13 protein-coding genes are annotated in these 15,505 nt (G+C 42.9%); 10 read left to right on the forward strand and 3 right to left on the reverse strand.

The annotated features are described in order from the left end of the window. Nucleotides 1-421 precede the first annotated feature (421 nt). Nucleotides 422-703: a hypothetical protein gene (locus J8Z24_RS18780; RefSeq protein ID WP_252095989.1), complete on the forward strand. Its 282-nt coding sequence runs from the start codon at nt 422-424 to the stop codon at nt 701-703. 521 nt (nt 704-1,224) lie between these two features. After that, nucleotides 1,225-2,619, forward strand: coding sequence for a hypothetical protein (locus J8Z24_RS18785; RefSeq protein ID WP_252095990.1), 1,395 nt, complete (start codon nt 1,225-1,227; stop codon nt 2,617-2,619). Between the two features lie 223 nt (nt 2,620-2,842). Here the strand turns inward: J8Z24_RS18785 and J8Z24_RS18790 are convergent, their stop codons facing one another. The 3 genes from J8Z24_RS18790 to J8Z24_RS18800 all read right to left on the reverse strand — a co-directional run bounded on the left by J8Z24_RS18790 (nt 2,843) and on the right by J8Z24_RS18800 (nt 7,033). Continuing rightward, nucleotides 2,843-4,219: a glycerophosphodiester phosphodiesterase family protein gene (locus J8Z24_RS18790; protein WP_176032057.1), complete on the reverse strand. Its 1,377-nt coding sequence runs from the start codon at nt 4,217-4,219 to the stop codon at nt 2,843-2,845. A gap of 207 nt (nt 4,220-4,426) precedes the next feature. Next, the gene (gene tmpT / locus J8Z24_RS18795; protein ID WP_176032056.1) at nt 4,427-5,062 is read right to left on the reverse strand and encodes a thiopurine S-methyltransferase; all 636 of its coding nucleotides are present in this window, start codon (nt 5,060-5,062) and stop codon (nt 4,427-4,429) included. 69 nt (nt 5,063-5,131) lie between these two features. Then, nucleotides 5,132-7,033, reverse strand: coding sequence for a M6 family metalloprotease domain-containing protein (locus tag J8Z24_RS18800; RefSeq protein WP_252095991.1), 1,902 nt, complete (start codon nt 7,031-7,033; stop codon nt 5,132-5,134). A 505-nt stretch (nt 7,034-7,538) separates the two neighbouring features. On the opposite strand from J8Z24_RS18800, the gene nudB reads away from it, so the two are divergent. The 8 genes from nudB (at nt 7,539) to J8Z24_RS18840 (ending at nt 15,233) form a co-directional block, all read left to right on the forward strand. Continuing rightward, a complete protein-coding gene (gene nudB / locus J8Z24_RS18805; protein WP_125251686.1) occupies nt 7,539-7,991 on the forward strand; it encodes a dihydroneopterin triphosphate diphosphatase in 453 nt (150 codons plus the stop codon). Nucleotides 7,992-8,271: 280 nt separating this feature from the next. Then, entirely contained in the window at nt 8,272-9,222 is a 951-nt protein-coding gene (locus J8Z24_RS18810) for an SPFH domain-containing protein (protein WP_125251687.1), read from the forward strand. Nucleotides 9,223-9,227: 5 nt separating this feature from the next. Then, nucleotides 9,228-9,680 (forward strand): NfeD family protein, encoded by a 453-nt coding sequence (locus J8Z24_RS18815; protein WP_176032055.1) that lies wholly within the window; start codon nt 9,228-9,230, stop codon nt 9,678-9,680. A 368-nt stretch (nt 9,681-10,048) separates the two neighbouring features. After that, nucleotides 10,049-10,735 (forward strand): ABC transporter ATP-binding protein, encoded by a 687-nt coding sequence (locus J8Z24_RS18820; protein ID WP_125251689.1) that lies wholly within the window; start codon nt 10,049-10,051, stop codon nt 10,733-10,735. Continuing rightward, nucleotides 10,717-11,667, forward strand: coding sequence for an HlyD family secretion protein (locus tag J8Z24_RS18825; RefSeq protein ID WP_176032054.1), 951 nt, complete (start codon nt 10,717-10,719; stop codon nt 11,665-11,667). Before J8Z24_RS18820 ends, J8Z24_RS18825 begins: the two co-directional genes overlap by 19 nt. Next, nucleotides 11,657-12,811 carry an efflux RND transporter periplasmic adaptor subunit gene (locus J8Z24_RS18830; RefSeq protein WP_128732393.1) on the forward strand — a complete coding sequence of 385 codons (1,155 nt, stop codon included), beginning with the start codon at nt 11,657-11,659 and terminating at the stop codon, nt 12,809-12,811. Before J8Z24_RS18825 ends, J8Z24_RS18830 begins: the two co-directional genes overlap by 11 nt. After that, entirely contained in the window at nt 12,808-13,998 is a 1,191-nt protein-coding gene (locus J8Z24_RS18835; RefSeq protein ID WP_176032053.1) for an efflux RND transporter periplasmic adaptor subunit, read from the forward strand. The genes J8Z24_RS18830 and J8Z24_RS18835 overlap by 4 nt, the downstream gene beginning before the upstream one ends. Beyond that, nucleotides 13,998-15,233, forward strand: a complete 1,236-nt coding sequence (locus tag J8Z24_RS18840; RefSeq protein ID WP_128732391.1) for an ABC transporter permease — start codon at nt 13,998-14,000, stop codon at nt 15,231-15,233. Before J8Z24_RS18835 ends, J8Z24_RS18840 begins: the two co-directional genes overlap by 1 nt. Nucleotides 15,234-15,505 lie beyond the last annotated feature (272 nt).

A 15,505-nucleotide genomic window follows, 5' to 3' on the forward strand; every position in this document is an offset into this window, starting at 1 on the left:
TACCCCGCATTCTTGTTGAAAAGATCGCCGCGTAAAGCGGCTCCCACCGGTGGGATATTCGAAGAGTTACCCAGTGGTCATGTTATGTGTTGGGGCAAGTTTATCTCGCATTCTTGTTGAAAGATCGCCGCGTATAGCTGCTCCTACCGGTGGGGTATTCGAAGAGTTACCCAGTGGTAATGATATGCTGTAGGAGCGGGTTTACCCCGCGATATTGTTGAAAAATCGCCGTGTAAAACGGCTCCCACCAGCGGTGGTATTCGAAGAGTTACCCAGTGGTAATGATATGCTGTGGGAGCGGATTTACCCCGCGTTCTTGTTGAAAAATCGCCTTGTAAAACGGCTCCTACCGGTGGTGGTATTCGAAGAGTTACCCAGTTGAAATGATATGCTGTAGGAGCGGGTTTACCCCGCGATATTGTTGAAAAATCGCCGTGCAAAGCGGCTCCCACCAGCGGTGGTATTCGAAGAGTTACCCAGTGGTAATGATATGCTGTGGGAGCGGATTTACCCCGCGTTCTTGTTGAAAAATCGCCGCGTAAAGCGGCTCCTACCGGTGGTGGCATTTAAAGAATTATCCAGTGGTAATGATATGCTGTGGGAGCGGGTTTACCCCGCATTCTTGTTGAAAAGATCGCCGCGTAAAGCGGCTCCTACCGGTGGGGTATTCGAAGAGTTAACCAGTGGTAATGATATGCTGTAGGAGCGGGTTTACCCCGCGATATTGTTGAAAAATCGCCGTGCAAAGCGGCTCCCACCAGCGGTGGCATTTAAAGAATTACCCAGTGGTCATGTTATGTGGTGGGGGTGAGTTTATCTAGCATTGTTGTTGAAAAAATCGCCATGTAAAGCGGCTCCTACCGGTGGGGTATTCGAAGACTTACCCAGTGGTCATGTTATGTGTCGGGGTGAGTTTACCCCGTATTCTTATTAAAAAGATCGCCGTGTAAAACGGCTCCCACCAGTGGTGGCATTTGAAGAATTATCCAGTGGTCATGTTATGTGGTGGCATTTGAAGAATTATCCAATGGGTGGTGTTTGAGGTTTATCCGTCTGTGAACGTTTTTAGTGCGCCGCCCCCAGCCGCAGTAAGATACGATTATTCTAAAACTTGAAATTCACAAGTGGTTTACTAAAGTTACAAACAAGTCTATTTCGACTTTCTCGTCTTTAGTCATGCAGTATAAGGACAGCTAACAACATAATAAAAAAAAGGAATATCCAATGAAACATTCCATTTTGGTATGTTCAATACTTCTTGCTGGCTGTAGCGGTAACCCAGAGTATTCTCATACAGGGGACAATAGAGTAAATATGGCTGGTGCATCACAGCTATTTCCTCATGGAGAGTTTGTTACCATCGACTTGGCACGGCAAATTGCCAACGACACACAACTGCAAAACTGGGAAACAGATAACGGTTATATGGTGTTAGGCTATGAAATTAGTCAGGGGTCTCAAACCCCTCCAAAGGGCAAACATAAAACTGTCATTACCAGCAAAAAATTATTTTGTGAACCAGACAGTGATCCAAGTAGCAAATCTTGTATCCTCGCTCGGGCGAGACTAGATTACGCTTTTGAGCTTTACACTCAGAAGCAACCAAAAGCACAAAAAAAAATCAGAAATGAATTACAAGATCGTATTATCGCGGCATCAGAGCAGCGCTGTAACGTGTATAAAATGTATTTGAAACGCTCAGAGTCACGAAATAACTTTTGGTTGGGCACATTAACCACTGTACTTGGTGGTGCAGGCGCACTTTTTACCAACCAAGTTGGTAATCGCATTTTATCGGGTCTTGCCGGTATAAGCAGTGGTGTTCGTGCTGAGTTTAACCAAGCTTACCTTGCCAGTCAGGCCGCGCAAGTAATCACAAAAGGTATTACCTCTCGGCGCAATGAGTTACGCAAAAAATTACAAGCTAAACATAATGAAGATACAACCGTATATACATTACAAGCCGCGATTGCTGATGCTATTGAATACCATGGAGCCTGCAATATTTTAACTGGTCTGGAAGCTGCTGAGTCAGCTATCGAAAAAGTAGAGAATCCAGGTCTGGATATGATGGCTAAAACGTTATACAAAAGCCGGCACATTGAAGAAATTCTCAAAGGCACAAACCCAGAACAATTTACATTTGATAAGCTGGCTAATGTAGGCGCGGCTTCTCAGTCTTCAAGCCAAGACACGGTAGCCATGCCATTTGCAACGCACTTTGTTTCATTAAAAGGAAATTTAATACAAGCGCTGTATACAAAAGCATATGCGAAGCCGGAAATAAGCGAAAAGCTATTTGCACTAATGGATGAAGAAAAGTCGGCAGGCAAAACTTGGTTAGATGCAATTGATGAAAAATATAATGACTTTGAGACAAAAATCCAAGCGGCTTATATTGATGAATTAAATAAGCTTAAAACACCCGCTTCCGAGCAAGAAAAACTCAAGGCAGAGTTAAAGTTACAGGCTTTAGATGCACAGTTAACAGCACAACGCCTGTATGTTTCGACACTACTCGAGCAGTTTTATCAGGCGCTAGACACTGTCGATAATAAAACACAATCTATTGCAGCTTATTTTCAGTCTTTGTTTGACGGATTACCAAGCTATTCGTAGTGTGTTTTTATGTTTCTATTTGATAGGCTGCCAACTCATGCGTAGCCTATTTTTTAGTCTCTGTTCGAAGGGCTACCAACCTATCCGAAGCCTAATTTCAATCTCCATTCGACGAGCTACCAAGTTGTTCGTAGCCCGAGGGCTGGGAAAGTTTATGCCGCTAGCGCTAAAACTAGCGGCGACAAGGTGTTAACTATTTGCAGCGAAAATTGACCGTAAACTATCAAATACTCGCAGGCATACCCATGCAGCTGGCATAGTAAGTCGTTGTTGCCGGCCAATCTGAAAACACACCTAACACACCGACTTCTTTTGCCAACACATCTAATACTTCGAATGTATCGCCATCGTTGTTTATCATCGTTTCACCCGCTAGGCTGCCGTTAATGCTTTGGTAATACCAGCCGCCACCATTGGCTAAGTGACCTGAACGCTCTAATGTCCATGTTATTATGCCAAGTCCTGCTGCTTTGGCTGCATTGGCATATGCTGAAGGTACGATTTTTCCATTTTCTTCTGTCAATAACATCCAAAGTGGTGGCGCAATAATTTTCACACCATCAGCCGCAAGCTCCTGCATGGTTGGTGATAATAGCTCGGGGCTATGTATTATTTGTTCAGATGAGAGCATTGCTTCCGCAGCAACCGATTGTGCCTCATATCTATCGTCAAGATACACCGCTTGCGTGCCAAACTCAGGCGCTTCTTTTATCCAGTAAAGTACATCTTCTAGGTTAAATGACTGTGCTAAAACATCTTTGGGATCAACGTTGGCAGTCTTGTACTCATTAATCATTTTTTGCGCATAGTCAGTTTGTGTAAACCCATCAAAAGGCATCGATACTGAGGGTGCTTTTAGCTCAGGTGTCATTTTGACACCTAGGCTTTTGAATAACTCAATGCTTTGCGCATGTGTCATCAAAGTCCCTCGACTTGCGTATAAGTCTGTGCGCCAGTTTGCGGTACCATTTAAATATTCATCTACTGTAGTGGCATTTGGGTTTGCTGCATCCATCTTACCTTGCAGCGTAATAAACTCCGCAAGAGTGATGTCACTGGTACAACATTTTGCTTGCGCGGCAATGCCATTGGCGGGATCTGCGGGTACAAACGGTGTTGTGCACTTCTTACCAAGCTCAGTGGCTAAAATATTGGTTGTAGTATGTAAATCACATTGAGAGTGGCGACACACAAGCGCTTTGTCTTTTGTGAAGGTTACGTCACATTCCAGCACGCCAGCACCCATTTTTGCAGCTGCTATATAAGACTCTTTGGTATGTTCAGGAAACTGCATCGGTGCTCCACGGTGCCCGATAGAAAAGTCAGTTTTGTAAAAAGGTCCGTTAGCACATTGGGCTAACTTGGTTTTCAGTGGGCTGCTTTGCATATCTTGCACCAGAAAGTCTGGTCGTGTACCAACTTGTATGTTGTCAGCACTGCCCGCAGATACTTCAACAATGACAGGAACCTCTACTACCTTCACCTCGGTTTTTGTTGTAACGACTGGCTTTTCTACCTGTACTACTTCGACGGAGTCGTCATCACACCCACAAAGTACGAGCGCCGCTGTCAGTGCTGACAAAATACTAATCTTATTCATTGTAAACCTATGCTTATTTTAAAAGGGATTAACATAAATTTGCTGACCATCTGTTCTGAATGAGGAGCGACATGTAAAGCTATCGGCTCAGAATATCGGTAAATCTCCCAAAAAAGGGACGATTACCGTAGCAAATTTGGTCATACGCTATAAGTAAAAGGTGACAATTGTAAGAATAATTAGTGATATTTATGTTAACACAATGGATTAACTACTCAGTAACCACACACTCTCAAAGGCGTGGCTCACTTCTTTTAACCCTCCTTCAAGAACCGTGCGTTCTTGAAGCTCGATGTGGTAGTGGGCACCATAATATCGCTCAACCATTTCCGGTGATACAGCAAATGGTGGTCCAGACATTAAACCTTGCTCATATTCAAAACAAATGAGAAGTTGCTTAGCTTCTTTAGTCAACGATACTAAGTGTTTTGTATAATCAGTCCGCATTGGCTCAGGTAAGGCAACTAATGCAGCGCGATCGTACACTGCATCAATACGCCCTAATAGCTGCGCACTCACAGCAAAAAAATCGCCGACAAATATTGTTAAGTTTGGCGCTTGATATACTCGAAACGCACCTTGTTGGTGAATACGAGGACTGACCTTTAATGATTCAAATAGCGCTACAACGGCTCCTTCATATAGCTCTACGCCAACCACATGTTGGCCGTGCGATAAGAAATGGGTGATGTCCATAGATTTACCACAAAGTGGTATTAGCACTCGCTCCCCCACTTTCAAATCGAGTAAGTGGTAGTACTTGTTAAGCATCCTATTAACTTGCCCTTCATGAAACCCGGTTTGGCCACTTACCCACAAGTCTTGCCAATATGTTGCTTCCATCCTGTTCTCCTATTATCAATACCTTTATTTGTACCAATTATCTTAATTAAGATAATTGGTATTATTTAGCTATTTTTGTACGGTTAAGCGGTAATCCCCGGCTCCACGGTAGGAATAAATGATAATACGATAATAGCCAGCGCTTGCGGTATAACGTATGGTTTCTTGTGACGAGGGAGTCTCAGAGATAGCGACCTGCTGCCATTGGCCATTTTTCCATGCTTCCAGTTTTAAATCAAAATCAGCACTTGCAGGCCCTGAGAGTACGGCGTCTATCACGCCGCCATTATATTGAAACCAGCGACCATTTGGCTGGATAGCTTGCTCTTTATCAGCCAAATATCCACTATAAATATCTCCTTTAGGAGGAGGCGGTAGTGTAGCACTTACGGTAAAACGGATCTCAGCAGCGGGATCTGAAATATTACTGATCCGCAAGCCCGAATCATCACCATTCCACCACAAGGCATTGGTTCCTCTTTGCGCTAGCGCATTGGGTAAAGTAGCACTAAACTCCCCTGCTACATTGAATAAGTCACCGTTATCACCACGATTTCGACCGTTTTCTGGATCACGGCTCGCATCGCCATGCTCCATCTGTATATATGGATACCATTCATTTGAGTTGTTCCCAGCTGGGTCTACATGCCAAATCGCCAGGCCCGAGTCCAATTGTTGTGAATGCTGCCCTGATTGATGAATCGCTTCGATATAAAACGCTTCATTGGTGTTATTGGGATTACTCCATTTATAAGAGGTATTCGAACCTGAAATATGGCTTAGCTGCCCTGATGGTGCATTACTATTTAACGCGGGGTTTAGTTCAATCACGTTATCCCATCCAGCAAGCGCTCTGAAGTGTGCAACCGGCGGTGTAGGTTCAAAACGGTTTGACGTACCGATAGCACCAAAACCCATCACCCCAAAACTTGCTACTGAACCTTCCGAGCTCCCATCATAATCATATAAGTCAGGCCAATTTGTGATCAGATGCCCAGACTCATGTACAAAGGTGCCTATTGCTAAGCTATCACCCATATCTGTAATTTGATACCGATCTGTGCATACACCGTCGGCACAAAAACGTGGGCTTAACCTTGCCATATGCGGCCATAACCCTTTAGACCAAGCACTATCAGAGTTGCCTGCATAGAAGATGTTTAAGCCTCGGATCTGGCCGCTGCTGTTGGTTGTCAACGAGCGAAAGTCGAACCCTTGGTTAAACTCCAACCAATTCAATGCTTCTTTAATTAACTCTTGTGACCGAACCGTTGAGCTTAACGAACTGTCAGCATAGTATGCTTTATTATTTTTAGCTGTGTAGTACGCCGTTACCGTATTGGTATAGTCTAGTTTGCCGCCCGACACGGACGTAAAATAGCCCCGCACAGATTGCGCATTGCCAAATTCAGAGTAATTTTCGTCATTCAAAAAGCGCTCAATCTGCGCTTTTGTGATCGTACCGCGTTCATCAGGGAAATCGATAATAATCGTAAGTCCTTTTACTTTACCTGTAATTGAGGTGTTCAACTGTGTAAGCTCGGTTTTATGCTCTTCGTGTCGACGGTGAGCCAAATCGTGACTTAGTAGCCCTAGCATGCTTTGCTGAGCAGTTTTTACTTTTTTTGCAATAATGGCTGACGATAACCCTTGCTGGTAGTCCTCCGACTGACGAACTTTTACTCCCTGCTTAGCGCGATTTGAGACTAAAACACCGGTGGAAATTAACGCCTCGCCGTCTGCCGATAACTGCGCATAAGCCATACCTCGCAGCGCATCATCATAGACAACTAATTTACCTCCTACTGTGCGCTGCTGAGCAAAATAGTTATTACCATTCAAGATTAACGTAATAGTCTCGCCATCTGGTTGAGTAAATTGGTAGTGTTTATCTTGGTAAGGGATAGCAGCGTTTACTAGCGTAGTACAGGTCAGTAATGCCACAGTCATTGCGGCTGATGTGAGTTTCATATTTTTGTTCCTAGGTTACATGTTGTACAAACCATTAACATAGAACCTACATACAAAATTGCAACATCCTTTGAATAATTACAGGTACAAATTTCACCAATCACATAAATAACAATTAGTTACGAGATTAGGTTAGATAGTATATTTTTACAGCTCAGTATTTAAAAGTGAACAAAAAAAGGGCATTTAAACTATTTTTTTCAATTTTTAGTTTACAAGAGGTAAACATTGCATTAGCATTGGTTTCGTTCCTTTGGGGCTGCACCTTTTTACCTGCGTACTTAGGCGTGCCTAAAGTCACAATTGAACTCCCGAGAAGTAGAGCTTGCTAACCAGGACGTTGGCATTATTGGGATTTCCTTGGCACAGCTTGTTGCTATTGGAGTTTTTATGCAGGCCAGATGGCCTGCTTTTTTTTGCAAAAATGCCATCTCGTTTTAGTTGCTCCCCCCTGTTCATCTCGCTACACTCAGACCTAGACTTTTAATCTCTATAAACTGTACCTATGTTACGAAAACCTTTTTCAGTTTTAGTTGTGATTTATAATGAGCTTGAGCAATTTTTGTTGCTACAAAGAGCTGATGACCCTGATTTTTGGCAATCGGTTACCGGAGGTATAGATCATGACGAGCTGCCAATTGAAACTGCCTATAGAGAACTTAAAGAAGAAACAGGGATCGACGCAAAAGCGCTTGGAATAGAGATACATGCCCACCATAAAACCAACCGATACCAGATCAGGCCGCAGTGGCTTCATCGCTACGAACCCGGTGTAACACTCAATACCGAATATGTTTTTAGTGTTCAGGTGCCGTCGAACACCCCTATTCAACTTGCTAAAGACGAGCATACGGACTTTGTTTGGCTAGATAAACAACAAGCATGTGAACGCGCATGGTCACCGAGTAATAAAGAGGAAATACAAGCAATTACCATCGTTGAGCCACAGAAATGCTAGCACACATCCACGCTGCCAAATGTGCTTCCTATTGATAAATAAAGCCGTCTCCTAACCAGATACACGATAGACTACATTCGCCTAGACTCAAGGTAACAAATTAACTGACTCAATCCATGCAAATTAATATAAAGTTGTTGATTATCCAGAATTTAAGTTATTTAATGCAAAGAATAACTCAAACTTCATCTATCTGAAGCTCAGGTTACCTATACCAATCAACTAAGCTTAATATGCAAAGTACGAAATTATTAGGACTTATAGACTCGGGAGAACTTACATGGATTTAGTCACATTTATCATTGAATACCTTTTTACTATTCAAGCATTTTTGCTGATTTTTGTCGTTGTCGTACTTAAAGGGAGTATCAAATTTGTGCCACAAAACCGAGCGTGGATTATTGAACGTTTCGGTAAATACCAATCTACCAAAGAAGCTGGTCTTAATTTTATCCTGCCATTTATTGACCGCGTTGCCGCTGATAGAAGTTTAAAAGAGCAGGCTGTTGATGTACCTTCGCAATCGGCTATCACCAAAGACAATATCTCACTGATTGTTGATGGCGTGCTTTACTTCAGAGTGCTAGACCCTTACAAAGCAACTTACGGTGTGGACGACTATATTTTTGCGGTAACACAACTTGCGCAAACCACCATGCGAAGTGAATTAGGCAAAATGGAACTAGACAAAACCTTTGAAGAGCGAGACCTACTGAATACCAATATTGTCGCCGCCATTAATTCAGCATCTGATCCGTGGGGGATCCAAGTATTACGCTACGAGATCAAAGATATTGTACCGCCAAATTCGGTAATGGAAGCAATGGAAGCGCAAATGAAAGCTGAACGTGTAAAACGCGCTCAAATTTTAGAGTCGGAAGGTGACCGCCAGGCTGCTATCAATGTTGCAGAAGGTAAGAAACAAGCACAAGTGCTGGCTGCTGAAGCAGAAAAAGCAGAGCAAATCTTACGAGCAGAAGGTGAAGCAAAAGCCATCATTGCCGTCGCTGATGCTCAAGCAGAGGCACTTAGAAAGGTGGGTGAAGCAGCAAACACTGACGAAGGACAAAAAGCGATCCAGCTCGACTTAGCAACAAAAGCAATTGCAGCAAAAGAAGCGATTGCTAAAGAGTCTTCGGTGGTCTTACTTCCTGATAATGGAACCGATGCCAGCTCATTAGTTGCCCAAGGCATGTCGATTATCAACTCGTTGAACAAAAAACAAGGGTGATCTTCATGGCCTTTTTACTTGAACATTTAGCTCAAGCTTTAATTGTTGTTGGGATCGCCTGCCTAATTATTGAAGTGACGGTGCTAGGCTTTGCCACTTTTGTATTGTTTTTTCTAGGCTTATCTTTAGTCATAAGTGGTGGATTAATGTATGCAGAGTTGCTAGAGCAAACTTGGCTTACCGCACTGTGGTTTAATGCTTTAGTTACAACGTTATTGGCTATTTTTTTATGGAAGCCACTCAAACGAATACAAGAAGTTACCGACAACAAAGAGGTAAAGAGCGACTTTGCAGAGCTCACTTTTACATTAGAAAAGGATCTCAACACAGACAGCCGAATATTCCACAATTATTCAGGGATTGCTTGGCAACTAAAAAGTAAGCAGCCAATTAGCGCAGGAACAGAAGTCAAAGTAGTAAAAAAAGAAGTTGGTGCGTTTTGGGTGGAGCCTAACTAAAACCAAGTTGTCAGAAAGCCGACGCAATTTTATAAAGTTACTATGACGCTAATTAACCTGAACTCGAGTTCAGGTTAATTAAGACCTGCTTTGAACAGATCAGTAGCTAAATTTTTGTCTGCCTTCAAAGCAGTAGCAAGGCGCACAAGTCATGTTGTCGCCTAGGCTTTCTTGGCTAACAACCTAACAGTAGAAAGCTTGCTTTAGCAAATTGATATTATAACTGTCAGCCGTTCTTATCTCCCTTCGCTTTGTGTTTGCTAGATTTACTCAGAGTTAATGGCTTGTTACACTGAATTTAGGGACTAGGTTTAACACCACTAAACCAACTATAAAACCAATAAAAAAAACAAAGGATTAAAATAAAAATGATTCGGGTCGAAAACTTAAGTCGCGTGTACGGAAGCGGAGAAACGCAAGTGCATGCACTAAAATCCGTTTCTCTTGAAGTGATGGAAGGCGAATTTGTCGCAGTGATGGGCTCTTCTGGCTCTGGAAAGTCCACACTAATGAATATACTTGGCTGCTTAGACTCTCCAACTTCCGGTGCTTACTATCTGGCAGATCAAGAAATTCAAGCTGTAGAAGATGAAGCGCTGTCACAAATTAGAAATCAGAAAATCGGCTTTATTTTTCAAACATTTCATCTGCTCACTCGACTAACTGCACTGGACAATGTCATCTTACCACTGAGGTACACCAATACCTCACCATCAGAGGCCAAAAGTCGAGGGCTTGCTATGTTAAAAAAAGTGGGCCTTGACAGCAGAGCACATCACAAACCTTTCGAAATGTCTGGAGGACAACGCCAGCGTGTTGCAATTGCTCGTGCGCTTATCAATGAACCTAAAGTTATTTTTGCCGATGAGCCAACTGGTAACCTAGATAGTAAAACTTCACATGAAATCATGGAATTACTTTGCCAGCTGCACCAGCAAGGCCATACCATTGTGATGGTAACGCATGAAGACGATATTGCCGAATATGCTGAACGAATCATCAGAATGAAAGATGGTGAGAAAGTGGAGGATAGCCAATGCGCAGTTATATTATAAGCTTAGCCCTGCTCACCTCTTCGCAGGCTTTTGCCAAGCAAATTATTATCTCAGGTGTTATTAAGGCTGGTGAAACTCAAGTCTTTCACGCACCAATGAGCGACTCTTGGAAAACGCAAGTTCAATGGATGCTACCCGAGGGTGAAGTTGCCAACAAAGGGGATGTTGTGGTTGTCTACGATTCAGGCTCCATTGCTACCTCAATCGACCAAGACAAAGTCGCGCTTGATGCCGCAAAAGATGAATACAAGCGAATTGAACAAGACGGCGCCCAAAAGATACTCGAAGCCCAGTTTCAGTTGAAAAAAACCATTTTGCTCGTTGAAAGAGCCAAAATTGATGCAAGCGTGCCAAAAGCCAATATCAGCACCTACGACTACGAGCAATACCAGCTGACGTTAGAAAAAGCGATCATTGAAAACCATAAAGCCGAAATCAGTTTAAGCAAGGCCGAAACTGAAGCAAAGGCAAATACTCAGAAACAGCGGCTGGAGATAAAGCGATTAGAAGCAAGTCTCACGCACAACCAAGAGCAGCTAGAAAAAATGAGTCTAATGGCCAGTAACAGCGGCCCCATTCTGTATGCGGATCACCCGTGGAATGGCAACAAATTATTTGCAGGTGCAACCGTACAACCAGGGTGGAAAGTAGCAGAGATCCCTTCTACAGCGGGCCTGTATTTAGAAGCTTGGATACATGAAGTGGATGCTGCTGGTATCAAAGAAGGCCAAACTGCTGATTTAAAGTTTGACGCATTTCGCCCCTCATCAACGCCAAGTACACTTACAGAATTATCAACACAACCTGAAAAACGCCAAGACTGGGGCCAAGGTATGTATTACCGAGCTAAATTCACATTCAACACCGATTTGCCACTACTACCAGGCATGAGCGGAAGCATCACTTTGCCAGGAAGGAAAAATGAAAAGTAAGGTACTGGCATTTATCATTCCACTCTATTTACTTGGCTGTACCCAGGCTCCCAGCGATACACATATCGTTAAGTCACAGACAATCACTATCACAGTAGAAGCGAATGGTGAATTAGAATCAAAAAGCCGAGCGTTGATAGCACCTCCTTCAATCAAGCGTATGTGGCAATACAAGATAAAACAGTTAATGCCTGAAAATACCCCAGTTCAAAAAGGCCAAGTTGTTGTTTCGTTTGACGATCAGAGCGTGAGAGATCGCCTGATGGAGTACAATTCGAAGCTTAGCCAAGCACAAAAAGAACTGGAAAATAAACAAGCTCAAGTCGAGGAGCAAGAAGAAGAATACAAACTTGCACTGGCTGAAGCACAGATGAACTTCGATAAGGCAAAACGACGGGCAGAGATCATAGATAACTCACGCTCAGACAACGATCGTAAAAAAGCGCAAATCGACTTCACCATTGCAACTAATGAGTTAGAGCTTGCCCGCAGCAAACTTGCTTTTCATCTAGACAACAAAGAACTGAGTATCCAATTGGCAAAAAGTAAAGTTGCACGAACAGATGCTGAAGTAAAAGCACTAAAACGTGATATTGAGCGTTTAAAAGTTAAAGCACCAATGAATGGCTTAGTTGCTTATAGAGCAAATAGAGCAGGTGAAAAACCCAGTGTTGGTGAGTCCATGCAGTTTGGCCAGCCTGTGGTCGAGTTGTCAGTTATTGAACAAATGCAAGTAAAAGCGCAAATAAAGGAAGCCGATTTTGGGCGGATTAAATTAGGGCAAACAGTAAAAGTGACCATTGACAGTGCCGACGGTTATGTCATAAGTGGAAAACTCGTTGAAATAGGAAAGGCCTTCAGGGAGAAGTCGTATCAAGATAAAAGCCGCATTGTTGATGCGATTATTGAACTGGATAAAATCGATACTGATAAGCTAAGGCCCGGATTAAGCGCTCGTGTAGAGATAGTGACGGCCCAACTCGATAACGCCTTAACCGTTCCGCTTAACGCTTTAAAACAAAGTGCTGGCAAAGTGCTGCTAAACACAAATTACGGTGAAAAAGAGGTGACAATTTCTCATACAACACCGACGCTTGCCGTGGTTTCTTCTGGCATTAGCCAAGGCACGGAGGTAAGGCTATGAGCAAAAAATTACTCGCGTTGCTTGTCCCTATTTGGTTGCTTGGTTGTCAAGAAGCATCGGATAAACCAACACAACTGCTCTACACTGTTGAGTCAAAACCATTTTCGATAACAGTGGATGCCGAAGGCGAACTAGAAGCAGCAAGCGAAACCGTGATATCTGCCCCAACTTCAGCCAGAGGAGCGCAAACACTTGCTTGGATAGTACCGGAGTATTCTCAGGTGAAAAAAGGCGATGTGATTGCACGCTTCGATGGCAGCCAGTTAGCAAGACGAAAACGTTTTAGCGAATTCGACAAAGGCAAAGTAGCGCAAGACATGACCGTGACAGATAGTGACTTAACGACAAGAAAGTCCCATTTAGATAGCGACAAAAGCATTGTCAGTGAAGAGAAGCGCTTTGCCGAAACCTTTTCAATAGATGACGAACGGATCCGCTCAAAGCTCGATATTTTAGATCAACTACAAAATGTTGAGTATCTCAACGCAAAAGAAGCATATTTTGAGTGGCAGACAGACCAATTTTCCTCCTCTGCACTGGGAGAAATGGAGCTACTGAAACTGCAATCAAAACAGCATGAAAGCAAAATTGCGATGTACAACGCAAATTTGGAAAGTCTCGAAGTTATCGCGCCACATGACGGCTTACTTACCCTAAACGCGGATTGGCGTGGAGAGAAGCCAAAGGCAGGCCAAGCATTATGGCCAGGGCAAAAAATTGGCGGGTTACCAGACATTTCGTCTCTGCAAGCTAAGCTTTTTGTTCATGAAAAAGAAGCGCTTGGCCTTGAGGTTGGGCAAACGGTTAAGTTTACTTTACTCTCCAATAGTGATGAACGCTTTGATGGTAAAGTCACAAAAGTATCGCCCTATCCACAATCTATTCGCCGTGGAGATCCACAAAAATACTATGAGGTTATAGCTAGCCTCAACGAAACTCCAAGCCACTTTACACCTGGCAATAAAGTACTCGCTACATTGCTTGTTCAAGAACGTAAACAAGCACTACTTGTGCCGAAACATAGCATTATCAATGACAACAATGCGTTTTTTGTGCTAGTGAAAGACGGTAGCCAGTTTCAACGTGTAAAAGTGGAGTTAGGGCAAAGCAACCTAAGCCACACCGAAGTACTGGAAGGTTTGTCCCCTAACCAACAAATTGCACTGGTCGCGAATAAGGAATTGTAATGAAATATGTAGAGTTATTTACCGACGCCATGGTGCAATTAAAGCAGCATAAGCTCAGAACCCTATTGACCTTGCTCGGTATGATTTTTGGTGTGGGCGCCGTGATTGCTATGTTAAACATAGGTGAAGGTGCTGAACGAGAAGCGCTTAAAATGATTGATTCCATGGGGATTAATAATGTTATTGTCAGCGCCAAAGACATTGAAGAGAATGACCTAAAAGAACAACGAAAACACTCGCAAGGTCTTAACTTATTAGACGGCCAAGTGATAGTCGATGCTTTGCCCTTTGTTAATGATTTTTCTGCTGAACGACTGGTAGATACCTATCAGATATATAGCGAGTTCGGCAGCTTTGAAGGTGAAGCTGCCGGTGTCACTGCAAACTATTTTAGTCTTGCCCATTATGAGCTTGCGGATGGTCGCCTACTTAATGCAGAAGATAGCAAGGAATATAGGCAAGTTGCGTTACTTGGTGAAAATACCGCAAAAACGCTTTTTCCCTTAGGAGACGCAGTTGGTCAACAAGTAAAAGTAAATCATTTATGGTTTGAAGTTGTTGGTATTTTGCAAGCACCACACCTAAATAAAAAGGAGTTTCAGGGCGTGGCATTAGGTGGTGAGCAAAGTCGTATTTTTGTACCTCTGACAACCGCTATTTACCGTTTTAATAAGGGGCTACTGGAGCCAGAGATCACTGAGTTGAAACTGGCCATCGACAAATCTCACAGTCCAATTTTAGCATCTCAAGCTATTGCTAACATTCTCATGAATCGCCATAGCGACATTGACGACTATAAGTTAACCATACCAGCTGCCTTGCTTGCTCAGCAAAAACAAACGCAGGCCATTTTTAATATGGTGATGTCTTGCGTAGCCGGTATATCCCTCCTTGTCGGTGGCATTGGTATTATGAATATCATGCTCGCGACTGTACTTGAACGAACTAAAGAAATCGGATTATTACGTGCAATAGGTGCCACTCAGAAAAATATTCAGGTTCAGTTTATTACAGAGAGCTTTACTATCTCAATCTTAGGTGGGCTGCTCGGGGTGGTGTTTGGCATTGTGCTTTCAGAGATCATTGCATTTTATTCAAATTGGGCTGTGTCTTGGTCTCTCAGTGCAATTGTGCTCTCTTTTAGTATTTGTGCATTAGTTGGCTTAATATTCGGTGTATATCCCGCCATTAAAGCCTCAAAGCTGGATCCTATCGAAGCATTACAGAGTGACTAATTTTATATTTTGTATGCGCTTTAATTTTGTTTTTGAAAGCTAAATGAAAAATAGAAAAATAGAAAAATAGAAAAATTAAATTATGTTACAAGGACTTAATTCTAGCGCGAAGAAAATCTAAACACCGACAGGCCTGTGCTTTGTAATGATACCAATTAGCGTAAATACTTGCTCAAGCTGAAGGAGCAAGTTTGACACTAGTTGGTATTATAAATTGCTAAAATTTAACTCTCCTCCTCCCTCACAGTTATCAATGAGAAGCGCCTATTCAG

The organism is Pseudoalteromonas sp. SCSIO 43201 (assembly GCF_023716725.1).
Taxonomy (GTDB): domain Bacteria; phylum Pseudomonadota; class Gammaproteobacteria; order Enterobacterales; family Alteromonadaceae; genus Pseudoalteromonas; species Pseudoalteromonas peptidolytica.